Source organism: Neobacillus sp. B4I6 (genome assembly GCF_050434045.1).
Lineage (GTDB): Bacteria > Bacillota > Bacilli > Bacillales > Cytobacillaceae > Neobacillus.
The window spans coordinates 3565227-3589120 of record NZ_JBNPWB010000002.1 but is presented as its reverse complement, the minus strand read 5'-3'; the positions used below and the strand labels follow the sequence as shown (position 1 = coordinate 3589120).

Genomic DNA, 23894 nt, shown 5'->3' with positions numbered 1-23894 from the left:
TAGGATGGTTCATGTCATTTTTTAATTATTCCCGACAATTGGCTGGTCAATTAACTTGGTATCAAGAACATTGGTTCCACTTAATCCGGAATTCGATACGATAAATCCACCAGTATTAAATGCACCTGAACCAGCATTTGTCTTTGAGGTGCTCTTTGGAGAGATATACACGGTATCTCCAAATTGCACTATACCTCCACTTACGTGAAGGATTTGGACAGGACCAATAATCGCTGGCATGACAAACATCCTTTTTAGTATATTCCCGGCATTTTCTCTTAAAGTAACTTATGCTTTTATCTTTGTCCCTGTTCTTCTACTACTTCTTCTTCTTTTCTTTGAATAGGAAGTAACTGTCGAATATGCTTAACTCTAGCCTCCATGGAAACATGGCGGCTGTTCCCAACGTGTAAAAGGGAAGATGAAGATATCCCGATAATATCAATTTTACTTACCTTAATTAGTGGGTTTGGATTTTGACGAGAGTATGAAAAAGGTTCATTGATAGGTAGAAAAGGAATAGGTTCGGAAAAGACTCGATAAGAGGATAAATTCCCCTCATTTCCATAAAATACGTCAGCTTCCCTTTGGACAGCGATTGCTCTTGAAAGTCCATTAATGATACAGGAATCCCCTAGCTGTACCGTAGAGGAAAAAGAGGCAATCTTAATATTTATAGTGTCTACACAAGAGGTTCTCTGCAACATGATGGTCACTCCGGTGATAGGGGAACAAACGGGCCTATGATTAACGATTCTGCAGGGGTATCAAAGGTTGAGGCCAATTGGATCGTTTCCGTATCTCCCACCATTACTAACGAGGAGCTTGATACCCCAGTGATTTTTATGTTTTGGACAAAGAGTTCTCGGTTATAAACCTCGAAGTTCATTCTGATTTCATCCCTTTCATATTTTCAGGTAAATTGCTGAAAAAAACAAATACCCCATTTTGAATTTCCTTTTTTAATGCTTCTATAACTAAATCGTCCGAAGGGGCATTTTCAAAAGAGCGGCTGCCAGAGGAATGGGCGTTTATATGTTGTTCAATCCTGATAGGAAGCTGTTTAATGATGTCTTGTTTTATGAACGATAAATATTCATCATTCGGTTGAACGGTTAATTCCCTTTGGGCATTTTCAACTAATTGAGGTAAATCTGTTTCTAAATATCTGTAAATAGCTTCCTCGATTTTCATTGATCTTTGCATTTGATCCTTGGGTGATATTGGTGTGGTTAAGGATTGATTTTGTACTGCGAAGTCCTCGATTCCTGATAATTCGGATGGGTTTAGACCTATGTTTAATGTTCCTTCAAGAGTCTCAACTTTCAATTGATCAAATTTATATTCAATTTTATCAACATGGATGGCTTTTTTTTCATTTAATTGTTTGATATCTTCTTTCATTTTTTGGAGAGCGTTCTCTAAAGTTAGAATTCGCTGCTCCTGTGCTTGAATACACATCTGTAGCCATTGAAGATATTGGGAATAATCCTGATACATGTAATCACCTCACAATTATTTCGCCAATAAGTTTATCGATTTCTATATGATAGGGAGCTTACCTATCTTGTTCTCTTACAGCAGCTTGTAATGGTACGGCTGGTGTCCCTAATAAAGAGCCTGAAGTTTTTGGTGCGGGTTGTGTAAATCCACCGGTATTATATAAATGAGATGTAGGTTTGATAATCCCCGCACTGCCTATTTGTAGGACGGAGGAATTGGTAATCCCGCCAATTTTAATAAAATTAATCTGAATGGACTGCTGGATATAGAAATTCATTTAAAAATCACCCATTCATTAAGCATTAAGTGCAATTCCTTGATCATATACATCAGGATCATTGGTATTCGTGGAACTAACATTATTATGGAGCCGTAAGCTTTCCCCTGTGTTAAAGGAACCAGCACCGGAAAAGGTTTTTGCATTGGAAAATGGCATAATTTTATAAACATCTCCAATATGGAAAACAGAACTGCTGCCAAGTGTAATGACCTGTGCAACTCCAACAATCGCTGGCATTTTCAACACCCTTTTTTCATAGTATCTTCTACATCCTATGTATGGGCACAGCTAATGTGATTGATTCGCCCAAATATATTGGAAACCGAGGTCATTTAAGTTTATTTACACTTTTATTTATTTGTTTTTAGGGGTATGAATATAAAATAGTTCAATTAACCTATGATTCACAATGCAAAATGATAAAATAGTAGGATATCCGATAAGGGTAAAACGTTCTATTATGTGATTAAGAGATCAGTCGGAAAAATAAACACTGAGTCTCGATAAAGGCAAAGCTGATGAAAATCAGTGACGCAAAGCTACAGGGGCTAAGGTGCATTTGCACTAAGCCAGCCAGTTACCGAAAGATCAGGGTGTTTCAAAATAGATATTCTATGTCTGCATAGGTTTTCTATGTATATATGGTTGTTCTATGAATTCTATCCCCCCTTTGGTAAAGGTGGGGCTATTTCTATTTCACGGAGGTGAAAATTGTTGAAGACACCTTTAATGGACGAGGAAAATGAAAAGGCGAAAAAAGCTAACAAACATCAGGAATTAGAGAATGTTCTTCATAAGAAAATTTTGCAAGAGTTAAAAGAGCAAGAAATTGAGGAAATCATTCCAAAGTTTGACGGAATGACAGTCGAAATAATAAAAGAAGATGAAGAATTCCGCGGGCAAATTGATCGGAAAAAAGTAGATGATGAGCTAATCAACGACCTAACTGGTTTCGGACCAATTAATTCCCTCCTTTTAGATGAAGATGTTTCAGAGGTAATGGTGAATGGACCCAACCAAGTTTACTGTGAACGAAAAGGGAAGTTGGTGTTAACGCCAGTTCAATTCCGAGACAATGAACATGTCATGAGTGTAATAGACAAAATCGTTGCCCCACTGGGACGGAGAATAGATGAAAGTTCTCCAATGGTAGATGCCAGGCTTCCGGATGGATCGCGTGTTAATGCGATCATTCCCCCCTTGGCATTAAATGGACCAACTATAACAATCAGGAAATTTTCAAAGGATCCCTACCAGATTGAAGATTTGATTAACTTTGGAACAGTCACAGAGGAAATGGCTATCTTTCTAGATGCTTGTGTGAAAGCACGGTTAAATATGTTTGTCAGCGGAGGAACAGGATCTGGCAAAACAACCACACTCACTGTTTTGTCAAATTTTATCCCAGATGATGAAAAAATCGTAACTATTGAGGATGTAGCCGAGATTCAATTGGGACAAGAGCATGTGATATCCCTAGAGTCACGTCCGCCCAATATAAAAGGTATAGGAGCCATCTCCATTAGAGATCTTGTCAGGAACTCACTACGGATGAGACCAGACCGCGTTATTATCGGGGAAGTACGTGGAGGAGAAGCGCTTGATATGCTGCAGGCAATGAATACGGGACATTATGGTTCATTGGCTACAGGGCACTCAAACAGTCCAAGAGATATGATTGCTCGGTTGGAAACAATGGTTCTTATATCTGGTGTAGATTTGCCGATAAAAGCACTACGTGAGCAAATTGCCGGGGCAATTGATGTGATTATACAGCAAACACGTTTAAAGGACGGAACAAGAAAAATTGTCAATATAACTGAGGTACAAGGGATGGAAGGAGAAATTATCGTTCTCCAAGATATCTTCTCTTTTAAACAAGAAGGACTTAACTCAGAAGGGAAAATAATCGGAAGGCTTGTACCTACCGGTGTCCGCCCTAAATTTTATGATCGTCTAGAGGCATCTGGAATTCAAATTCCGTCGTCCGTGTTTATAGAAAATGAGGAGTGGCGGCAATGATTGGACTGCTCCTGATTTTTTTCTTATTAACGGCGATTATATTATTCTGGTCTATCTTTAAGGTGTTGTTTTTATCAGAAAATAAGGTTCAGGATCGAGTGCAGCATTACTTATCAATGAACGATGTAAAAAGAGAATGCCCGGGGAAAAGGAAGCAAAAAATTAGGACCAGCAATCATCCAATTTATTGATACTTTTAAAAATAGTTAAGGCTGATTCCATTTAATTAGGGTTCAGCTTTTTATAATTCTTTTTATTTGTTCGGTTCATCTGTTTCTTTTAATATGGTAAGGTGTGATTACTAAAAATTGAGGTGAAAACATGAAATTTGTAACAGTAGAACGTAATCAAGAAACATTTGTTGGTTTAGTAGACCAAGATGAATCAAAAGTACTTTTATTAAATTCTGCTGAAGAAGCAAGGACAGGGAAGAGAAGTTTTCCTTCTTCAATGCAGGAATGTATCGATTTAGGAGAAAGTTTTATCGAACAAGTCCAAGTTTTGCACGATTGGGTAATTAGTGGTGGGCATGCTGCATCTTTATATGTCTCCTTGGATGAAGTCACCTTGCTAGCTCCTATACCAAGACCAAACAAGAATATTTTCTGTGTGGGAAAAAATTATGCAGAACATGCGATTGAAATGGGAAGTGAAGCAGATATCCCGGAACATGCAATGGTCTTTACGAAAGCCCCTACAACGGTTATTGGACCGAATGAAACAGTCCTAAACCATCAAGATGTAACAAATCAACTTGATTATGAAGGGGAGCTAGCTGTCGTCATCGGTAAAAAGGGAAGGGCGATAAAAAAAGAGGAGGCCCTCGACTACATTTTTGGTTATACCATTCTGAATGATGTGACCGCACGAGACTTACAATCAAGACACAAGCAATTTTTCATTGGTAAAAGCTTAGATACTACCTGTCCAATGGGACCATGGATTGTCCATAAAAGTGTAATTGGAAATCCAAACCATTTACATATAGAAACAAGAGTAAATGGGGAAGTAAGACAGAATTCAAATACAAAGAATTTTATTTTTCCAATTGAGGAGGTTATCTCCGTTCTTTCAGCCGGAATGACACTTGAACCAGGAGATATTATAGCGACCGGCACACCTGCTGGAGTAGGAAAAGGGTTTAAGCCTCCTAAATTTCTATCCCCTGGCGATCAGATGGAAGTCACCATTGAAAAGATTGGAACACTGAAAAATACCATTAAGCAATAGGCACTCTTTAAACACCTCAAAATAGTAGGGTAACATATCCATGTTTGTTACTAGATTGACTTACTTTTTTCGTTTTTATTAATGTTTTATGGTATGATAAGGTCGAAATAAATGAATTTCATTCATTAGGAGGTACTGTATTGATTCACGGTCATATCACTGCATGGGTTTTAGCTTTAATTTTATTTTTCGTTGCAATTTCCTTACATAAAAGTGGAAAAGCAAAAGGATTTAAAATTCTACAAATGATCTTACGAGTATTATACTTAGTTATAATAGCAACAGGTGTAGGACTTCTGTTTTCGGTTTACAGAATTGACGTGTGGTATATTTTAAAAGCGGTTGTAGGTCTATGGATAATCGGATTATTTGAAATGATCCTTGGACGTGTGGCTAATAACAGAAGAACTTCTGTATTCTGGATTCAGTTTATCATTGCATGGGTGCTTGTATTATACCTAGGCTTTGCAAAATTACCAATGTCATTTTTACACCCATAATCTTAGCGTTATCTAGTAAAGGCTGTCGAACACTTCGTCAGCCTTTTTATATTTGCAAAAATAATAAACAAAGTGACAACTGCTTAGTTTGGTCTTAATATTGAAATAAGTAGAAAGGAGAGGATTCATATGCTCGTAAAAGTGTTTGCTAATCTCCGGCAAATATGCGGTGGGGTAACAGTAGACGTTCAGCCTGATGGTGAACGGGTAATAGATGTACTTGATAAAATGATAGAAATGTTTCCACTATTAAAAGATGAAATCTTTACAACTGAAAAGGAACTGCTTCCATTTGTTCATGTCTATGTAAACGGAAGAAATATCATCCACCTTGATGACCTTCAGACAAAAGTAGAAGAAAAGGATCAATTTGCTCTTTTTCCGCCTGTTGCAGGTGGCTGATATGGTTATCAGAGAATTAGAGTTTCGTGGTATTAGTATTGAACATCTTGGCATGTATTTTAAAGAACTTGGTGCTTTACAGAGAACAGATAGGTTTCCTTACGTCTATGAGGCGGATAACTGGAAGGGACAAATACTTTCGGAAGAGGAAATTTCTTTTACTTCAAGTTTTAAGGTGAATACCGTCCAAGTGCGATTTTGTGCAAAGGACGATCATGCTTTAGATGTGTTAATCAAAAATTACCGCTATAAAACAACAAGAATTGGCGGCTGATTAAGAATAGCGTTAGCGATGTCAAAAACCTACGTATTAAAAAAAGCTTCTGCATTTGTGCAGAAGCTTTCTTAAGTAATGTCTTAGACAGGTTGTTTTACTTCAGGATCGATAATTCCTAATTCACGAAGCTTTTCATCTGTTACGAGTCCGTCTTTCCAGCCGCGAACTTGATAATATTCTTCTAACATGATATCCATCCGGCTTACATGGCCCGCACTGTTTCCAGACGCCGGTTCTTCTGTAAAACGTTTTGGAAGGAAGTCATCTTCACGTTTATTAAAGCCTGCAAGATTGTTGTAATAACGTTCAAGATTATAGATTCTTTCCCCAGCCTTCATAACATCCTCAGCTGTTAGTTGAACTCCAGTCATTGCACTGTATTGCTCCGCATAATGCTCTGCGTTTTCTGAAAAGGATGAGAACTTACAAATATTCATAGAATCTGAGAATGCTAGCATATCTTGGAATACTTTTAGTAATTCGCCTTTTCCTTCTGGCTTTAAGCGGTCAGTTGGTTCAGGAATACCAGCAATTTCACTGGCTACAGTGTACCCACGAAGGTGACATGCACCGCGGTTACTTGTAGCGTAACCAAGTCCAATACCTTGAATGCCGCGAGGATCATAGGCAGGGATGGATTGGCCTTTAACAGACATTGATAATTCAGGTGCACCCCAAAGTGCAGTTGCACGTGCAGGCCCTTCAGCAAGTACGCCGCCAAATCCTTCACGGAAGGCGATTTTTTTTGTTAATTCAATCATTGAATCGGCGTCGCCCCAGATTAGTTCCTCGGTAATAATTCCTTTTTCAAAAGCTTCCATTGTAACGGAGAAACAATGTCCAAGTTCAATTGTATCAAGCCCATATTCATTACAGCGGTCGATCATAAATGAAATCGCTTCTGCATCACTTAATAAACAGTTGGAGCCAAGCGACCAAGCGGATTCGAATTCAATGCTCTCTACTCGTGTTTTATACTTCCCATCTTTTACTTCTACTTCAATTTTACAACCAACCGGGCAGGCATGACAGGTCTTGTTAGCAACACGTAAATTAGTGTTGTAATATTCACCACTGTGTTTCTCTGCTTCATCCCAGTGTGTTAATTGGGAGTTCTTTGTTGGAAGCGCTCCCACTTCATTGATCAAGTTGGTTAATACATTTGTTCCATATACGGATAATCCGCCTTTATTAGGAGCCGTTAAGCCGCCATCAAGGATCGCCTTTACAGCTTTTTTATTGGCATCTTTGTAATCGGTATCTAATTTTGGTTGTGGCATATTGCCTTTTTGAGCGGCTTTGATAACAATTGCTTTTAATTTTTTATAGCCCGCAACAGCAGCTGTACCACCACGGCCTGCAGCACGGTCATGTTCATTAATAAATGCAGCAAAGCGGACGGTGTTTTCACCTGCTTGACCAATCGTCATAACACTTAGGTCCTCTTCACCGTGTTCGTCTTTCATTGCTTGAATAAAGGCTCGTGTGCTAGTTCCCCAAAGGTTTGAAGCGTCACAAAGCTCTGCTTTACCATCTTCAATAAATAGGTATACAGGCTTGTCACTTTTTCCTGAAAAAATAATATTATCCACGCCTGCCCATTTGAGACGCGCTGCAGTCCACCCGCCGATGTGTGAATCCGTTACAGTGCCAGTCAGCGGAGATTTAGTAACAACACAAAGACGTCCGCTCATCGAAGAACGTGAGCCTGTGACAGGGCCTGTCATAATACAAATGATGTTTTCTGCAGATAATGGCTCGACTTCAGGGCCATTATCTAAAACATACTTAACCCCTAGGCCACGACCACCTATGTACTTAACTGCATCATCGTGGTTGATTCCTCTGTAATCAACCACACCATTTGTTAAGTCGACTAATACTTCTTTGTTTTTAAAACCGCCTAGATTCAAAGTTTTTCCCCCTCTTTTCCATATTAAAAAAATATATACTAATCTCTTATAATATTAGATATTGTTATAAGAGATTCCTCCCAAATTATACTAAAACCCAATATTTATTATATCTCTTATTCATTATTTTTAAAATTAAATTATTTATCAAAGACAATCAAAAATAATTTGGTAAGATAATAGTAATATAACTTTTCTTTTGCGGTTCATGATTACAGTTTAACTTAGGAAAGAGGTGGATCATGAGTGATTTAGAACGCTATTCAAGACAGATTCTTTTTCAACAGATTGGGGAGTCAGGACAAATAAAATTGCAAAATAGCAAAGTGGCAATTGTCGGAGTTGGTGCACTTGGCACGGTAATCGCAAATCATCTGGTTCGTTCAGGGGTTGGCTATATAAGGTTAATTGATAGGGATTTGGTTGAACTATCAAATTTGCAGCGGCAGACACTTTTTGATGAAGAGGATGCAAGATTACAGCTCCCAAAGGTAATTGCTGCAAAAAAAAGATTAAATCGAATTAATTCTACTGTTACAGTCGATGCAGTAATCGCTGATTTAAACCTAGATAATGCGGAAGAATTATTAACGGATTTTAATTGTATCGTTGATGGCACTGATAATTTTATGACACGTTTTTTAATCAATGATGTGGCCGTAAAGTACGGAATTCCTTGGGTTCATGGTGCTGCTGTTAGTTCAAGAGGCATGTTTGCCTCGATAAAACCCGGAATTACCCCCTGCTACCGCTGTCTCTTTCCACATGTCCCAACTGGGACGGGGGAAACCTGCGATACAGTTGGCGTATTGTCACCATTGACAGATATTATCGGTTCCTTTCAAGTCATGGAAACAATGAAAATATTAATTGATGAAAAGACTACACCTAATCTAGAACAAATTGATATTTGGGATTATACCACCATGCAAATGGATATTTCGGAGGGGAGAAATCCTAATTGTCCGACATGTGTGAATCATCAATTTGATTTTTTAGATCGATCCTCGGAACTCCAGGTCGCCTATACGACACTTTGTGGGCGTAATACAGTCCAAATCAATCCAAGAAATAATCGCGACTTAGATGTAAAAAAGTTGGCTGCGAATCTCAAGAAAAGTGGCAAAGTATCAGGAAATGACTACTTAATCCGTTTTACTCCTGATGAAGATATTTCTATTGTCGTATTTAAAGATGCACGTGTATTGATTCATGGTACAAATGATGTGGTCCAAGCAAAATTGCTTTATTCAAAATACATCGGGAACTAAATTGGTACCAAAAAAAAAGGCGTGGGAGCTGCCCCAGCCTTTTTCTTATGATATCATTTTTTCGATCACTAATCGTTTTCCGGTATTTAATGTAAATTCAAATCGATCATTAACTTTTTCAAAGTAACAAAAGTGGTGCTGGACATTACAAATTTGCTCTTGATTATCGAAAACCAAAAAATTAACTCCATCCTTTCGATTTTCGTCCGATAAGAAGGATAAATGGTTGTAACAATAGATGCAATCGTAAATAGAAAAGTTTAACGAGTTCAAAGTGGTAACGAATTGAAAAAAAGCATCATCATTAATCCCATCTAAAAGCCGCTCAAGAGAATAAATTAAATGTTTCCTAATTCTTACTAAATCATGGTTACGAAGCATCGTTGCTTCGTTTCCAATTCGGACCTTTCCTGTTTCATACAATTTACCTTTCTTCCAACGATTCATTCGGAAGACTTCTATTTCTTGCTGAAGGTAATCATCTAACATTTCAGCTTCTTCTGTTTCCTCATCAAAAAAAATCCATTGTTCATTAATTTGTTCAACAGTTCCTTCTGTATATGCTCTTTCCTGAAAATCGTAAAGTCTCATTCGTTGTTGTCGATTCATTATTAACCTCCGTGCCCAGATGCTATCATATTCTTTTTAGACATCTTCATGAAATTTTATAACTGAAAGATAAAGTATTATCTTTTAAATCATATGAATTGTTGGCTTACTCCATCGACCTCCGCTTTTCTATTCGGACAATTAACCATTTCCCATGGGCTGAATACTATAAAAACATGAATTCATGTACAGCAGTTCTGTTAATGAGGAGTGTGATAGGAAATGTGTGGTATTACAGGCTGGATAAATTTTGATAAATCACTTAAGAACGAGGCGGGTACACTTACCAAAATGACAAATACACTGGCAAAAAGAGGACCTGATGAGACCAACATCTGGTCTGAGACACATGTCGCTTTTGGCCATAAGAGACTTATTGTTGTCGACCCTGAAGGGGGAAGGCAGCCAATGTCCAAACAAAAAGACGGCTTCGATTACACCATTTGCTACAATGGGGAATTATATAATACAGAAGATATCCGCAAAGTTCTCCATACTAAAGGATATTCATTTAAAGGTCATTCTGATACAGAAGTTCTATTATCTGCCTATATAGAATGGGCGGAAGAGTGTGTAAATTACTTAAATGGGATTTATGCATTTGCCATCTGGGATCGTAAGAAGGAACAGCTGTTTATTGGTCGTGACCGCTTAGGGGTTAAACCATTATTTTTCAGAGAACACAAGAAGGGGCTTTTATTTGCTTCTGAAACCAAGGCTATTTTAGCCCATCCAGAAGTGAAAACAGAGATTGATCAAGAGGGGCTTGCTGAGATCTTTGGAATCGGCCCTTCCAGGTCACCGGGTTCTGGTGTTTTTAAAGGGATTAAAGAACTAAGACCAGCCCATGCATTAACATTTTCAAAAAATGGTTTAAAAATTTGGAGATATTGGAATGTAAAAAGTGGTGAACACAAGGATAATGTGGAAGAAACAGCAGAAAAGGTCCGTTATTTAGTCACAGATGCGGTAACAAGGCAGCTTGTTTCCGATGTTCCTCTAAGTACCTTTTTATCTGGCGGACTAGATTCTAGCATCATCACGGCCATTGCCGCAAAAGGATTCAAGGACCAAAATAAGGGGCAGTTACACACTTATTCAATCGATTATGAAGGTAATGACAAATTCTTTTCTTCAAATGAATTCCAGCCGGATGCTGATGGGAAATTTATTCAAATGATAACGGATAAATTTAATACAAAGCACCATAACAAAATTATTACTCAAAAGCAATTGGTCAATGATTTGGTGGAAGCTACACATGTCAGAGATCTTCCAGGGATGGCTGATGTGGATTCATCGTTACTGTGGTTTTGTAAGGAAATCAAACAGGATTTTGTTGTCAGCCTTTCAGGGGAATGTGCGGATGAAATTTTCGGGGGGTATCCTTGGTTCCATCGAAAACAAGATTTAGAACGTCCAGGATTTCCGTGGATGAGATCTGTATCAGAAAGACAAAATTTGTTGAAATTGCATTGGCAGGAAAAATTAAAATTAAATGACTATGTCATGGAAAAGTATTATCAAGCGGTCGCCGAAACCCCGAGGCTAGAGGGTGAAAGCGGGGAAGATTCTAAGCGCAGAGAATTATTTTATATTAATATGATTAATTTTATGACGACATTACTTGATCGGAAAGACCGAATGAGTATGGGCGCAAGCCTGGAAGTCAGAGTTCCCTTTGCTGATCACCGTCTTGTCGAATATGTATGGAATATCCCATGGGAGATGAAAATGTATCGAGGCAGGGAAAAAGGGATTCTTAGAAAAGCCTTTGAAGGTATATTACCAGAGGAAGTATTGTACCGGAAAAAAAGCCCTTATCCAAAAACACATAATCCTGCCTATACCATTGCCGTTCAAAAACTGGTGGAAAATATATTACAAGATAAATCCTCAGCATTGCATGAATTTTTTAATAAAGAACAGATTGAGAGTATCGTCAAGTCTGGTGGAAATTCATTTCAAGAACCTTGGTTTGGGCAGTTGATGACAGGACCACAGTTATTGGCATATCTTGTGCAGCTCCACACATGGTTTAAGGATTACAATATTAACATAGTAAATTAAAAATGAATTTCCGATAAAACGAAGAATTAAAATTTGGAATAAGGACTTGATTAGATTAAAATGATGTAGGGAAGAGGATATCCTCTTCTTTTTTTTAGAGGAGGATATAACTTTATGAAAAAAATTACTTTTATTTTAATGCTATTATTACTAAATTCATCATTTCCTGCAAATGCTGCTGTTCAAAAGGAAGAACGTTTGTGGCAGGATGAATCCGTTTATTCTATCATGGTAGATCGTTTTAACGACGGGGATAGAAAAAATGACATCGATGTTAATGCCAAAGACCCATTAGCATATAACGGCGGTGATATCCAAGGTATTATTGATAAATTGGATTACATCCATGATATGGGATTTACTTCGATTCGACTAACTCCGATAGTTGACAATGCGAAGAATGGCTACCATGGTTTTTGGGTGAATGATTTTTACAAAGTAGACGAGCATTTTGGCACAATTAAGACTTTCCAAACGCTTGTAAAAGAAGCGCATAAGCGAAAGATGAAGGTTATCATGGATTTTGTTACGAATAATGTAGCCGCGGACCATCCATGGTTAAGTGATACTAATAAGCAGGACTGGTTTCATGAAAAAAAGGATACCCTAGCTGGAAATGAAAATAAGAAGGAGCTTGAAATGGGCTGGTCGGACGGCTTGCCTGACCTTAATCAGGACAACCCTGAAGTAAAAAAGTACTTAATTGATGCAGCAAAATGGTGGATTAATAAAACGGATATTGATGGTCTTAGTCTACCAGAAGTAAATTATGTTCCAGTAAGCTTTTGGACAGATTTTTCAACTGAAGTTAAGAAAGAAAACAAGGATTTCTTTCTGTTGGGAGTCATGTCAAAAAATACTTCAACTAATCTGAAAGAGTATGAAAGTGCTGGAATAGATAGTGTAGTTGATTACTCGTATAGCGAAAAGTTAAGAAAAACGTTTGCAGGTACGGATCAATCTTTCAGCACACTTTATTCGGATGCTGATAATGGTCTGAACTCCTTATTAAGGGCAAATTTTATGGATAACGAATATACGTCAAGATTTACGAGCGACATTGTGGCAAAGAAACAATTCCCTGGCTCACGCTGGAAAACAGCATTGGTTTATCTTTACACGACCCCTGGAATCCCCTTCTTTTATTATGGAAGTGAAATTGCTTTAAATGGGGGAGAAATCCCGGATAACCGTGGGCAAATGAGCTTTCGAGCGGAAAAGGACCTGATTGATTATATTACCAAGGTGAGTGAATTAAGAAATCAGCTTCCATCGCTAACAAGAGGGACAATGGAAATGCTCTATGATCAAAAGGGAATGGCAGTTTATAAACGAGTTTATAAAGGTGAAACGTCAATAATTGCAATCAATAATTCGAGTAAATCCCAAAGTGTTACGTTAACAAATAGTCAAATTGAAGGTGGAAAAGAGCTGCGGGGCCTGTTAGCAGGAGATAAAGTTAAAAGTGAAGATAATAAATACATGATAATCCTTGATCGGGATAATTCAGAGGTATATGTTTTAGCTGAGAAAAGTGGCATCAAATTCTCATTAATTGCTAGCGTAGCCGTTGTATACCTGTTGTGTTTCTTATTTCTTTATAAAATAAGGAAACGAAGAAGATAAAATGTCGGGGAAATCCCCGACATTTTTTTAACTATTGATAATTTCTCCGCCATTTACATGTATCATTTGCCCGCTTACATAGGAGGAGTCATCTGAAGCAAGGAAAACATAGCTTGCGGCCAATTCAAATGGTTGTCCTGCTCTCCCCATTGGGGTAGTTGATCCGAAAGCTGCAACCTGGTCTGCGGGGAAAGTCGATGGAATGAGTGGTGTCCAAATGGGACCTGGAGCCACACCATTAACACGAATCCCTTGAGGTGCAAGAGACATCGCTAAAGAGCGGGTAAAGGAAACAACCGCACCTTTTGTAGCTGAATAGTCCAATAATTGTTCATTCCCCTTGTAAGCAGTAATCGAGGCAGTATTAATGATGGATGCCCCTTGTTTTAAAAAAGGCAGAACCATTTTAGTCATATAAAAAAAGGAGAAAATATTCGTTCGGAACGTTTTTTCCAATTGATCCGAAGTAATAGACAATAAGCTTTTTTGCGGATGTTGTTCCGCTGCATTGTTGACGAGTATATCTAAATGGCCAAACTCAGAATGAATCTTATTGACAGTCTCCTTACAAAAATCTTCATTGCCAATGTCACCCGAATAAAGAAGACATCTTCGACCCTCGGCTTCAATCATTTGTTTAGTTTCTTCTGCATCTTGATGCTCTTCTAAATAGACAATAGCAATGTCTGCCCCTTCTTTGGCAAAATAAATAGCAACTGATTTTCCTATACCACTGTCGCCACCGGTAATAATCGCTGTTTTACCTGCTAATTTTCCTCCAGGCTTATAATTAGGATCAACTGAAATAGGCCGAGGATCCATTTCACTTTCTATGCCAGGTTGATGGTTCTGATGCTGAGGTGGAAAGATATTCTTTTGTTTATTTTGATTGTTGCTCATTTACTAAAACCTCCAAGTGTTTACTCACAATTAGTTTTAGTTAAATGGGTTAAATTATGAAAAATAAAGATAATAAAAAGCGAAAGGATTTTAAATCCTTCCGCCGTTTTGTTTTACCGATAATTAATAAACTGGACATCTACAGTTAAGTCCGCTTCGCGCACGAGGGAGATAATTTTTTGTAAATCATCGCGGTTTTTACCGCTAACACGAACTTGGTCGTCCTGTACCTGACTTTTTACCTTGACTCCACTATTTTTAATAATTGTATTGATTTTTTTGGCATTTTCTTTATCAATACCTTGAACAAGCTTGGCTCTTTGGCGAACAGTTCCGCCTGATGCTTTTTCGACTTTCCCATAGTCAAGATTTCTAACGGGAACGCTTCGTTTCATCAATTTGCTAAATAAAACATCTTTAAGCTGGTCCATTTTATATTCATCATCTGAAATAAGAACAAGCTCTTCTTTTTCTTTATCAAGTGAGACTTCACTTTTACTGCCTTTAAAATCATAGCGAGTGCCAATTTCCTTCATGGTTTGGGCAATCGCATTTGAAACTTCAGATAAGTCTACTTGAGATACAATATCAAATGAGCTATCTTTTGACATAACAAAACCTCCATTTTATAACGATATGTGAAACCCAGCCTGCTAAAGTTTCCCTTTATGGGTACATTATAGTAAAATATAGCAGTTGTAACAACCGCTTAGGAAAATTCTCCGAAAAAGAAAGAAGGAGTTATATATGTCTTTAAATGAACTTATTGGTCAAACAACCACATTAACAGTCACCCGTAAAGCATCATTTGGCTATTTTTTAACAGACGGTAATGAAGATGTTTTGCTGCATATAAATCAAGCCAATCAAGAATTAGAAGAAGAGGATCAGGTTGAGGTGTTTCTTTATGTTGATTCAGAAGGTCGAATCTCTGCATCAACCACTATTCCTGAGGTTGCGATTGGACGATATGCTTGGGTTAAAGTAACGGACATAAATCCCAGAATTGGCGTATTTATCAATATAGGACTTCCAAAGGATATTTTGTTAGGAATCGATGATTTGCCTGTGCATAAGTCCGTATGGCCGAAGCCAGGAGATTTAGTCTACATAACTTTAAAGCTAAGCAGCAATTACCTTCTTTACGCGAAGCTTGCCAGTGACCAAGTAATTGAATCCATTTCCGTAAAAGCAACAAGAGAAAATTTTAATAAAAATGTGCAGGGACATATTTATCGTACAGCTAAAGTAGGCAGCTGGATCTATACAATAGAAGGGTTCAAAGGTTTCATTCATGAATCACAAAGACCAGAAGAGCCACGGATAGGTGAAAAGGTTGAGGGAAGGATTATTGACGTTAAGGAAGACGGAACGATTAATGTTTCTTTACTAGCAAGGAAAGAGGAATCACAGGATCTAGATGCGGAACGGATATATGAATATCTAATGAGCAGAAATGGAGCCATGCCCTATAACGATAAAAGCATGCCTGAAGATATTAAGGATCGTTTCGATTTGAGCAAAGGTGCCTTCAAACGGGCACTTGGAAAGCTCATGAAAGAAGGCAGGGTATACCAAGAGGGCAACTGGACATATGTAAAGAAAGATTAATGTGTTTTTACATACTCTTTTCAAATTGACAGAAACTAAAGTGAATCTATTTGAAAGGGGTAAGGATATGCCACACACATCAGACAACGATAAAAAAGCAAAAGACAACAATGCCCTTCGCCATGAAAAGAATATGATGCGCGAAAAAAATCGTCAAGCTGGAAAAAATCAATACTCCAAGCAGACAGACCATAAATAGAAAAATGAGTGAGGTGCGCACCTCACTCATTTTTTTATTATTAAGAAGGCATTTGATTTAAGAAAAAAATGGCGATTGTTCCTGCACCTGTATGTGACCCAACGGCAGAACCAATGGAAGAAATGAATACCTCTTTCGGATGGAATTCTTCTTCAATCAGTGCTTTCATTTCTAATGTAGTTTCTTCACAATCAGCTTGGCTAATCCCAATCACTTGGTCTTTCATATTTGCCCCGCGTTCCTTCATGATTTCGATGATACGGCGCATTACTTTTTTCTTCCCACGTATTTTTTCAATTGGAACAAGTTTTCCGGCTTCTACATTTAAGATGGGCTTAATGTTCAATAATCCGCCGAGGAAAGCAGATGCTTTTGATACTCGGCCACCCTTTGCTAAATAATCTAAATCTTCAACAGTAAAAAGATGTTCCATGTGTTGGCTTCTAAAAACAAGATCTTCTAAGATTGTTTCTTTACCGACACCTTTCATGGCGAGTGATGCTGCTTCTTTAACTACAAGACCAGATCCAAGCGATGCACATTTTGTATCGACAATTGTTAATTTAAAATTTGGATATTTTTCCTTCACTTGGTCAAGAATCATAACAGCGGTTGAATATGTACCAGATAATTGTGAAGAAAAAGCTATGTATATCCCATCTTCATCTTTTTCTGCCATTTCGGTAAATACTTCCTCAAACAGAAGTGGGGAGACTTGAGATGTTTTTGGAACAACACCATTACGGATTGCCTCATAGACGGTGTTTGGATCAATTGATTTTACATCTTCAAATTCTTTTCCATTAATCTCGACTTTTAAAGGAAATAAAGTAACATGATTCTCTTCATAAAAACTTTTTGGTAAATCGCATGCGCTATCAGCTAGTATTCTTACCTGCATGAAGCTCACCTGCTTTCAGGCTAATTTATAGTTTCAGTTTATCGGTTTCACCATAAAAATACAATTAGCAATCACGACAAAAGTATTAATGGACTGACAATCAAATAAAAAGGGGGAAATTGAAATGATATGGCTTCAGGTGCAAAAACTGGCAGTGGTGGCAGCGGGTTCATTGTTAGGTGCGTTAGCGATGAATTTATTTTTAATACCGGCAAATATTTATTCAAGTGGATTTACTGGAATAGCGCAACTACTTTCAAAGGTGTTAAGTGACTATACTCCTATCCATGTTTCACTAGGGTTCTTATTATTATTGCTGAATATTCCTGTGGCCATTTTAGGCTGGAAAAAGGTAGGGAAATCCTTTACCGTCTATAGCTTTATAAGTGTTGCCCTGTCCTCGTTGTTTTTAATACTAATTCCTATTAAACAAGTTTCGAATGATATCCTTCTAAATGCTGTTTTTGGTGGTGTCATCCAAGCTGTTGGCGTCGGGATTACGTTAAAATGGGGGGCCTCAACAGGCGGAGTGGATATCATTGCAATGGTTTTATCGAGAATGAAAGACAAGCCGATCGGACCCTATATGTTGGTTATAAATGGGGTGATTATTATAACAGCTGGATTTTTGTATGGCTGGGAGAAAGCCCTTTATACACTTGTCACTTTATATACTTCGACAAGAGTGATTGACGCCATTCATACTAGACATGCAAAACTCACTGCAATAATTATTACCAAAAAGGCTGATGGCATGAAAAAAGCGATACAAGAAAAACTTGTAAGAGGAATCACGATTCTACCAGCAAAAGGTGCGTTTTCAAACGAAGCAAGAGAAATGTTGATGGTTGTCATTACACGCTATGAGCTCTTTGATTTGGAAAGGATCCTTAAGGATGTGGATCCCAATGCCTTTACAAATATCATTCAAACAACCAATATCTATGGATTTTTTCGTAAGGAATAGAGTTAAAAAGAAAAGCGGAAGCGCCCTTAGGTGCCTCCGCTTTTCCTTTTAACTCATCTGTTCAAGCTCTTGTTGCATTTGTTGGAGCTGTGCTTGCTCTGCTACAGTCGAATTTGCATAAGCAGAACTTAATGCATTTTTAGCTTTCGCGACAGCAGAATCAAGATCAGCTGGGTCGGCAGACTTCGCCATCTCAACAAATCTTCGTGCTTCTTGGAACAATTGGTTTCCCATGTTATATTCCTCCAAGCGAGGATTCTTGCACATTGGACATCTTCTGAGCTTCCGCTTCAGCGTATGTCATGTGATAAGGAATACGTTCAGCATGCTTACTAACCGTATCTACTCCTTGCTGGACAAAGCGTTTTGATTTGTTTCGTTTACCCATTCGAATCCCTCCAATATGCTCATAGCTCATATTGAAACAGCAACGCTGCCTCAAAAAATAGTATGTACCAAAATGGTAAGGTTCATTTAGGTAAACAATGGCGAAATGGGTGTTAATATTTTATATTTAACAAATCCGCCAAATATTGAGCAACACCATCTTCTTCGTTACTTAAAGTGACGTCATTAGCAATATTTTTCGCTTTGTCGATTGCATTTCCCATGGCAATCCCATGCCCAGCATATTCAAGCATTTCAAGGTCGTTGTCTTCATCGCCAAACGCAATAATTCTCTCAGCGGGAATACCATAATAATCAGAAGCCTTTTTTAACCCCACGGCCTTACTTAAGCCAACCTTTATAATTTCAACCACATGCCATGGAGCGGCCCAGCTGCGATGATCGATAACTTCTGCATGGACAGCCGATAAGTGTTCGCGAATTATCTTTAATTGATCCTCCTCCGTATGAATTAATAAACTCGTGGGTGAATCATTTAGATAATTTGCCAGGTCTCCCGTAGTGATTTTTGGATTGCCAAAGTTGAAAATATCTAACAGCTTTTCATCATGGTAATGGAAGTAAACATCATCGATTACTTCGGCAATTATATTATGGAAGTGGAAACTTCTGCACGCTTCCACAATTTCTTTTGCAACCTTTATATCAAGAGGTTCATGATAAAATCCCCAGTCAGGTTTTCGAGGGTGATGCATAAATGCTCCATTGAAATTGACAATCGGAGTGTCCAAATCCAATTCCCGATAGTACATCTCACTGGAACGATAAGGCCTTCCTGTTGCAATCATAACGATATGACCTTGTTCTCTTGCTTTTTTAATAATTCCGTGTGTTTTTAATGATATCGTTTTATCATCTTTTAATAATGTCCCATCCAAATCTAATGCAATTAAGTGTCTATCTGTCATAATAACTCCTTCTAATTATAATTTTCATCGCTAATAAAGTGCGTCGCTTTAGGAAAAAATTTATATACATGTTACACTGCAATTATGAATTTAATACTTAGTGGAATTATTAATTCCTATATTTACTATGTTAACAATTTTATATCTAAACTGTAAAAAAATTCACACCAAATGATATAAAAAAACTAAATACTTTTTTTAACTAAGTCTCAATCTTGGTATGCTTGATAATTTGCTATAATAGAGTGGGACAAAGATAATGAAGGAGTGGATCAAACATGAATGAAGAACTAAAAGAAAATATCATGGGTGCCTTAGAACTAGTAATTGACCCTGAACTAGGGGTAGATATTGTTAATTTAGGATTAGTATATAATGCTGAAATGGATGAAGAAGGAAACGTAACGATTACAATGACGTTAACTTCAATGGGCTGCCCACTTGCTGGAACAATTGTTGACCAGGTTAAACGGGCATTGGCTGACATTCCGGAAATCAAAGAAGTAGAAGTAAATATTGTTTTTAATCCTCCATGGAATAAAGAAATGATGTCACGTTATGCGAAAATCGCATTAGGAATTCGCTAAGCTTAATTAGATGCTTTTGAACTCTCAGTAAAATAAGCGTATTTTTTAGAAACAGCAGATTTTCTGCTGTTTTTTTATTTCAAAATAAGAAAGTTGAAAAATTTGAACTTAGATAACTGTCTAGCTCCAGGGCCCAGCGGCTAGTGTACTTCGCCCTTTTCCCTACGATAAGTCAACATCGGATCGCTAACGCTCTCCGTGTTTCCTTTATCTCAGTCAAAGTGCTCCAGTCCTTACGCCGCTACCCCGGGCGCTTACGCTTTTCTTATTCTTCACGATTCAGACATATCTAGCTTACAGAATGTGAGATAGTTCACTTTTTTCAAATATAAACACCTTTATAATACAGATTAATAAGGCTGTTGGATTTGAATAGCCGTTATTAGGAGGCGTTTCATATGGCTATTAGCCGAGATTTTAATAAAGACCCTTTTATCGTAATATGGGAACTCACTAGAGCTTGTCAATTAAAGTGTCTGCACTGCCGTGCCGATGCACAGTATAAAAGGGATCCACGTGAATTATCTTTTGAAGAAGGAAAAAATCTAATTGATCAAATATATGAAATGAACAATCCGATGCTTGTTTTTACTGGCGGAGACCCACTGATGAGAGAAGATGTTTTTGATATTGCGAAATATGCAGTTGAAAAAGGCGTACGGGTATCAATGACCCCAAGCGCGACACCAAATGTAACAAAGGAAGCAATTGAAAAAGCAAAAGAAGTAGGTCTTGCTCGCTGGGCATTTAGTATTGATGGTCCTAGGGCTGAGATTCATGACCATTTTAGAGGAACAGCTGGATCATTTGACCTTACCATGGAAAAAATAAAATATTTGCATGAAGTTGGATTACCCATTCAGATTAATACGGTGATTTCCCGTTACAATATTGACTACCTTGATGAAATGGCAAAAATGGTTGAAGATTTAGAATGTGTGTTATGGAGTGTCTTTTTTCTAGTGCCAACAGGAAGAGGTCAACAATCAGATATGATTTCTCCAGTTCAACATGAAAAAGTATTCAGATGGCTATATGATTTAAGTAAGCGCGTGTCTTTTGATATCAAAACAACAGAAGCCATGCACTACAGACGTGTTGTGATTCAACAAAAAATGCGCGAAGCGAAGGAAACAACAGATGAGATTGAGTATTTAAGCGCATTAACAGAAAAAGGATTAACAGGGTCTATCGATGGTTTAGGGCGAGCACCAAAAGGTGTTAATGATGGTAATGGTTTTGTTTTCATCTCCCATATTGGCGATGTATATCCAAGCGGACTATTACCCGTTAAAGCTGGTAATATTCGGGAAACGCCATTAGCTGAAATTTATCGTGAATCACCAATTTTCCAATCACTAAGAAACCCAGATCTTTTTAAAGGGAAATGTGGTATCTGTGAATTCCGTTATGTTTGCGGGGGATCAAGGTCTAGAGCTTATGCAATGACTGGAGATTATTTAGAAAGCGAGCCATTCTGCGTCTATATTCCTAAATCATTAAGAGAAAAGCAAGAACAGTAATTAAAACCGATAATAAAAGGCTGCCTCATTATAGTGAGACAGCCTTGCGTATATTGATAACTGCAATAAGTAAAGGCCAGCCTATTCGATACTGCAATAAACGGCAGAACAATTTTCACAGTCGATTTCATTTTTTAAGTATTGTAAATCCAATATTGAGATCTTTCCTTTTTTAACTGAAATGATTTTATCTTTTTTTAGTTCACTAAGTATACGGTTTGTACTCTCACGTGAAGTACCGCAGAAGTTGGCAAGTTCTTGGTTGGTTAACGGCAGGTCTATTAAGATCCCAATATCTTTTTGAATACCATAACTATTCGACATACGGATAAGAGTTGAGAAAAGGGCACCTCGTTTTCCATTTAAAACGAGGTCGCGAAATTTTGTTTGTGTTTTCCGGAAATGATCACTCATCCATTTCATAAATTCAAAAGCAAGCTTACTGTTTTGGAAAATCTCACTTTCGATTATATCCTTTTTTATTGCTACGATTTCTCCTTCTTCAAGAACCATTGCACTTAATAAATATCTTGGGTTATCAGTAAATAGGGTTAATTCCCCGCATATATCATTTTCTCCACAAATTCTTAATGAAAGTTCACGGCCATCTGAGGTAATTTTACTGATTTGAATTTTGCCGGAAATGATAATGTAAAGTTCTTCCGCAAGCATTCCTTCTTGAAATAAAAAGCTTCCTTTTTCACTTTTAAATTTCCGGTCTGCAAATTTAAGCAATTCTTTTATTTCAATTGAATGAGTTGGTTTCATTATTGCTGTCATCAGCTTCACCTCAATGTGTCATATTAACAACCATCTATTTTCCATCGTGATCAATGTTTAGTTTGTTAGTACCATTTTATCTCATTAGGAACCAATAAGAAGAAGTAAACAATGACAATATAGTGAAAACTCATATGAAATTAATCATGTTTATTTATTTTCCATTAGAATTATCGTTTAAATGAATAAAATCTGTAGACGAAATTTTTTTCCAAAACAGTTATTTATAGATTGTAAAACTTCTGCTAAGATTAGAATTGTATTAAAAAGTATTGTTATAGTGAATAAAGTAACAGTTTTTTTATCTAAAGACTGGTACACTGAATATCATTAGGTTCCTTAAAATAATGGAGTTGATATGGAATGGAAAAAACCATTATTAAAGATAAATTAAATAGACCATTGCATGACTTAAGAATTTCTGTGATTGATCGATGTAATTTCCGTTGCCAATACTGTATGCCAGCAGATCAATTTGGTCCTGATTTTGAGTTTCTTCCTAAAAGTGCTTTGCTATCCTATGAAGAGATCGAACGACTAGCGAAAATATTTGTTAGTTTGGGTGTGGAAAAAATTCGCCTAACAGGAGGAGAACCTCTTCTTCGTAGAGATATGCCCATTCTTGTTAAGAAGCTGTCAGCTATTGAGGGCTTACTTGATATCGGATTAACGACGAATGGTGTGCTCCTGCCGAAATTTGCCCAAGATTTAAAGGAAGCAGGACTCAAAAGAGTAAATGTCAGCCTTGATACCTTAAATGATGAATTGTTTGGCCAAATTAACGGGCGTGGGGTTGGAACTGGGCCAGTTTTGGAAGGCATTGAAGCAGCGAAACAAGCAGGTCTTGGGGTCAAAATTAATATGGTTGTCAAAAAAGGTTTGAATGATACTGAAATTATTCCAATGGCAGAGTACTGCAAGGAGAACAGTCTAGAGCTTCGCTATATAGAATTCATGGATGTTGGCTCCACGAACGGCTGGAAAATGGATGATGTTATTACAAAAAAACAGATATATTATTTGTTAAAAGAACAATTTGATCTTGAACCTGTTGACCCAGCCTATTACGGAGAAGTGGCGAAGGTGTACCGCTATAAAGATAAAGATGTGAATGTAGGATTTATCACATCTGTTTCGGAATCGTTTTGTTCAAGTTGCACTCGTTCTCGACTTTCAGCGAATGGTCAGATTTTTACTTGTTTATTTAATGGGAATGGGCATGATATCCGTAATTTTATGAGAAACGGTGCCTCTGATGAAGAAATCCGTGAGCGGGTGAGCGCCATTTGGAATGGACGAGATGACAGATATTCAGACGAACGAAGAGCCGAAACGCACAAAAACCGTAAAAAAATAGAAATGTCCTATATTGGTGGTTAAACTCTCTTCCAGGAAGAGAGTTTTTTT

General features: G+C 37.5%; 30 protein-coding genes and 1 riboswitch. Of the genes, 15 read left to right on the top strand and 15 right to left on the bottom strand.

Features of this window, described 5'->3' with window-relative positions; translation table 11 throughout:
- Nucleotides 1-21: 21 nt before the first annotated feature.
- Genes QF028_RS19895 through QF028_RS19870 form a run of 6 tightly spaced genes read right to left on the bottom strand, consistent with a single transcriptional unit; the run spans nucleotide 22 to nucleotide 2020 of the window.
- Nucleotides 22-240 (bottom strand): spore germination protein, encoded by a 219-nt coding sequence (locus tag QF028_RS19895; protein WP_214999702.1) that lies wholly within the window; start codon nucleotides 238-240, stop codon nucleotides 22-24.
- A 56-nt stretch (nucleotides 241-296) separates the two neighbouring features.
- The gene (locus QF028_RS19890) at nucleotides 297-707 is read right to left on the bottom strand and encodes a spore germination protein GerPE (RefSeq protein ID WP_429468030.1); all 411 of its coding nucleotides are present in this window, start codon (nucleotides 705-707) and stop codon (nucleotides 297-299) included.
- A 5-nt stretch (nucleotides 708-712) separates the two neighbouring features.
- Nucleotides 713-889, bottom strand: coding sequence for a spore gernimation protein GerPD (locus QF028_RS19885; RefSeq protein WP_429468027.1), 177 nt, complete (start codon nucleotides 887-889; stop codon nucleotides 713-715).
- The gene (gene gerPC, locus QF028_RS19880; RefSeq protein ID WP_429468025.1) at nucleotides 886-1500 is read right to left on the bottom strand and encodes a spore germination protein GerPC; all 615 of its coding nucleotides are present in this window, start codon (nucleotides 1498-1500) and stop codon (nucleotides 886-888) included. The genes QF028_RS19885 and gerPC overlap by 4 nt, the downstream gene beginning before the upstream one ends.
- Before the next feature lie 58 nt (nucleotides 1501-1558).
- A complete protein-coding gene (locus QF028_RS19875; RefSeq protein WP_214999696.1) occupies nucleotides 1559-1780 on the bottom strand; it encodes a spore germination protein GerPB in 222 nt (73 codons plus the stop codon).
- A gap of 18 nt (nucleotides 1781-1798) precedes the next feature.
- Nucleotides 1799-2020: a spore germination protein gene (locus tag QF028_RS19870; RefSeq protein WP_429468023.1), complete on the bottom strand. Its 222-nt coding sequence runs from the start codon at nucleotides 2018-2020 to the stop codon at nucleotides 1799-1801.
- Between the two features lie 261 nt (nucleotides 2021-2281).
- Nucleotides 2282-2368, top strand: a riboswitch (cyclic di-GMP riboswitch).
- 144 nt (nucleotides 2369-2512) lie between these two features.
- Here QF028_RS19870 and QF028_RS19865 point away from each other — a divergent pair.
- The 6 genes from QF028_RS19865 (at nucleotide 2513) to QF028_RS19840 (ending at nucleotide 6211) form a co-directional block, all read left to right on the top strand.
- On the top strand, nucleotides 2513-3805 hold the full coding sequence (locus QF028_RS19865) for a CpaF family protein (protein WP_429472427.1): 1293 nt from the start codon (nucleotides 2513-2515) through the stop codon (nucleotides 3803-3805).
- Nucleotides 3802-3996, top strand: coding sequence for a hypothetical protein (locus QF028_RS19860; RefSeq protein ID WP_429468021.1), 195 nt, complete (start codon nucleotides 3802-3804; stop codon nucleotides 3994-3996). The genes QF028_RS19865 and QF028_RS19860 overlap by 4 nt, the downstream gene beginning before the upstream one ends.
- Before the next feature lie 130 nt (nucleotides 3997-4126).
- Nucleotides 4127-5035 carry a fumarylacetoacetate hydrolase family protein gene (locus QF028_RS19855; RefSeq protein ID WP_429468018.1) on the top strand — a complete coding sequence of 303 codons (909 nt, stop codon included), beginning with the start codon at nucleotides 4127-4129 and terminating at the stop codon, nucleotides 5033-5035.
- Between the two features lie 140 nt (nucleotides 5036-5175).
- Nucleotides 5176-5535: a YisL family protein gene (locus tag QF028_RS19850; RefSeq protein ID WP_410882151.1), complete on the top strand. Its 360-nt coding sequence runs from the start codon at nucleotides 5176-5178 to the stop codon at nucleotides 5533-5535.
- 129 nt (nucleotides 5536-5664) lie between these two features.
- Nucleotides 5665-5937, top strand: a complete 273-nt coding sequence (locus QF028_RS19845) for a ubiquitin-like small modifier protein 1 (protein WP_088086034.1) — start codon at nucleotides 5665-5667, stop codon at nucleotides 5935-5937.
- Nucleotide 5938: 1 nt separating this feature from the next.
- Nucleotides 5939-6211: a hypothetical protein gene (locus tag QF028_RS19840; RefSeq protein ID WP_429468014.1), complete on the top strand. Its 273-nt coding sequence runs from the start codon at nucleotides 5939-5941 to the stop codon at nucleotides 6209-6211.
- 83 nt (nucleotides 6212-6294) lie between these two features.
- Here the strand turns inward: QF028_RS19840 and QF028_RS19835 are convergent, their stop codons facing one another.
- Complete coding sequence (locus QF028_RS19835; protein WP_429468011.1) at nucleotides 6295-8127, bottom strand: aldehyde ferredoxin oxidoreductase family protein; 1833 nt, start codon at nucleotides 8125-8127, stop codon at nucleotides 6295-6297.
- 242 nt (nucleotides 8128-8369) lie between these two features.
- On the opposite strand from QF028_RS19835, the gene QF028_RS19830 reads away from it, so the two are divergent.
- The gene (locus QF028_RS19830; protein ID WP_429468009.1) at nucleotides 8370-9398 is read left to right on the top strand and encodes a ThiF family adenylyltransferase; all 1029 of its coding nucleotides are present in this window, start codon (nucleotides 8370-8372) and stop codon (nucleotides 9396-9398) included.
- Between the two features lie 45 nt (nucleotides 9399-9443).
- Here QF028_RS19830 and QF028_RS19825 read toward each other — a convergent pair whose 3' ends face one another.
- Nucleotides 9444-10007: a DUF2777 domain-containing protein gene (locus QF028_RS19825; protein WP_168242466.1), complete on the bottom strand. Its 564-nt coding sequence runs from the start codon at nucleotides 10005-10007 to the stop codon at nucleotides 9444-9446.
- Nucleotides 10008-10229: 222 nt separating this feature from the next.
- Here QF028_RS19825 and asnB point away from each other — a divergent pair, with 222 nt between their 5' ends.
- Together asnB and QF028_RS19815 are read left to right on the top strand one after the other, a co-directional pair.
- A complete protein-coding gene (gene asnB / locus QF028_RS19820) occupies nucleotides 10230-12077 on the top strand; it encodes an asparagine synthase (glutamine-hydrolyzing) (RefSeq protein ID WP_429468005.1) in 1848 nt (615 codons plus the stop codon).
- Between the two features lie 114 nt (nucleotides 12078-12191).
- Complete coding sequence (locus tag QF028_RS19815) at nucleotides 12192-13703, top strand: alpha-amylase family glycosyl hydrolase (protein ID WP_429468003.1); 1512 nt, start codon at nucleotides 12192-12194, stop codon at nucleotides 13701-13703.
- A 27-nt stretch (nucleotides 13704-13730) separates the two neighbouring features.
- Here the strand turns inward: QF028_RS19815 and QF028_RS19810 are convergent, their stop codons facing one another.
- Nucleotides 13731-14603, bottom strand: a complete 873-nt coding sequence (locus tag QF028_RS19810; protein WP_429468001.1) for an SDR family oxidoreductase — start codon at nucleotides 14601-14603, stop codon at nucleotides 13731-13733.
- Between the two features lie 113 nt (nucleotides 14604-14716).
- Complete coding sequence (locus tag QF028_RS19805) at nucleotides 14717-15214, bottom strand: YajQ family cyclic di-GMP-binding protein (protein ID WP_088086042.1); 498 nt, start codon at nucleotides 15212-15214, stop codon at nucleotides 14717-14719.
- 136 nt (nucleotides 15215-15350) lie between these two features.
- Here QF028_RS19805 and QF028_RS19800 point away from each other — a divergent pair, with 136 nt between their 5' ends.
- Entirely contained in the window at nucleotides 15351-16214 is an 864-nt protein-coding gene (locus QF028_RS19800; protein ID WP_429467998.1) for a CvfB family protein, read from the top strand.
- Between the two features lie 67 nt (nucleotides 16215-16281).
- Nucleotides 16282-16413 carry a DUF3941 domain-containing protein gene (locus QF028_RS19795; protein WP_024028473.1) on the top strand — a complete coding sequence of 44 codons (132 nt, stop codon included), beginning with the start codon at nucleotides 16282-16284 and terminating at the stop codon, nucleotides 16411-16413.
- A gap of 40 nt (nucleotides 16414-16453) precedes the next feature.
- Here the strand turns inward: QF028_RS19795 and QF028_RS19790 are convergent, their stop codons facing one another.
- Complete coding sequence (locus QF028_RS19790) at nucleotides 16454-17314, bottom strand: DegV family protein (protein WP_429467995.1); 861 nt, start codon at nucleotides 17312-17314, stop codon at nucleotides 16454-16456.
- 124 nt (nucleotides 17315-17438) lie between these two features.
- Between QF028_RS19790 and QF028_RS19785 the strand changes: the two genes are divergently transcribed.
- Entirely contained in the window at nucleotides 17439-18281 is an 843-nt protein-coding gene (locus QF028_RS19785; protein ID WP_429467992.1) for a YitT family protein, read from the top strand.
- A gap of 48 nt (nucleotides 18282-18329) precedes the next feature.
- Here the strand turns inward: QF028_RS19785 and QF028_RS19780 are convergent, their stop codons facing one another.
- The 3 genes from QF028_RS19780 to QF028_RS19770 all read right to left on the bottom strand — a co-directional run bounded on the left by QF028_RS19780 (nucleotide 18330) and on the right by QF028_RS19770 (nucleotide 19597).
- Entirely contained in the window at nucleotides 18330-18515 is a 186-nt protein-coding gene (locus QF028_RS19780) for a DUF3813 domain-containing protein (protein ID WP_214999668.1), read from the bottom strand.
- A 1-nt stretch (nucleotide 18516) separates the two neighbouring features.
- Complete coding sequence (locus tag QF028_RS19775) at nucleotides 18517-18669, bottom strand: hypothetical protein (protein WP_168242474.1); 153 nt, start codon at nucleotides 18667-18669, stop codon at nucleotides 18517-18519.
- 112 nt (nucleotides 18670-18781) lie between these two features.
- Nucleotides 18782-19597, bottom strand: coding sequence for a Cof-type HAD-IIB family hydrolase (locus QF028_RS19770; protein WP_429467989.1), 816 nt, complete (start codon nucleotides 19595-19597; stop codon nucleotides 18782-18784).
- A gap of 278 nt (nucleotides 19598-19875) precedes the next feature.
- Here QF028_RS19770 and QF028_RS19765 point away from each other — a divergent pair, with 278 nt between their 5' ends.
- Nucleotides 19876-20184, top strand: a complete 309-nt coding sequence (locus QF028_RS19765; RefSeq protein WP_088086048.1) for a metal-sulfur cluster assembly factor — start codon at nucleotides 19876-19878, stop codon at nucleotides 20182-20184.
- Nucleotides 20185-20582: 398 nt separating this feature from the next.
- Complete coding sequence (locus tag QF028_RS19760; RefSeq protein ID WP_429467987.1) at nucleotides 20583-21707, top strand: TIGR04053 family radical SAM/SPASM domain-containing protein; 1125 nt, start codon at nucleotides 20583-20585, stop codon at nucleotides 21705-21707.
- An 81-nt stretch (nucleotides 21708-21788) separates the two neighbouring features.
- Here QF028_RS19760 and QF028_RS19755 read toward each other — a convergent pair whose 3' ends face one another.
- Nucleotides 21789-22487: a Crp/Fnr family transcriptional regulator gene (locus QF028_RS19755; RefSeq protein ID WP_429467984.1), complete on the bottom strand. Its 699-nt coding sequence runs from the start codon at nucleotides 22485-22487 to the stop codon at nucleotides 21789-21791.
- A gap of 363 nt (nucleotides 22488-22850) precedes the next feature.
- Between QF028_RS19755 and moaA the strand changes: the two genes are divergently transcribed.
- On the top strand, nucleotides 22851-23867 hold the full coding sequence (moaA, locus tag QF028_RS19750) for a GTP 3',8-cyclase MoaA (RefSeq protein WP_429467982.1): 1017 nt from the start codon (nucleotides 22851-22853) through the stop codon (nucleotides 23865-23867).
- The last annotated feature ends 27 nt before the right edge of the window (nucleotides 23868-23894 follow it).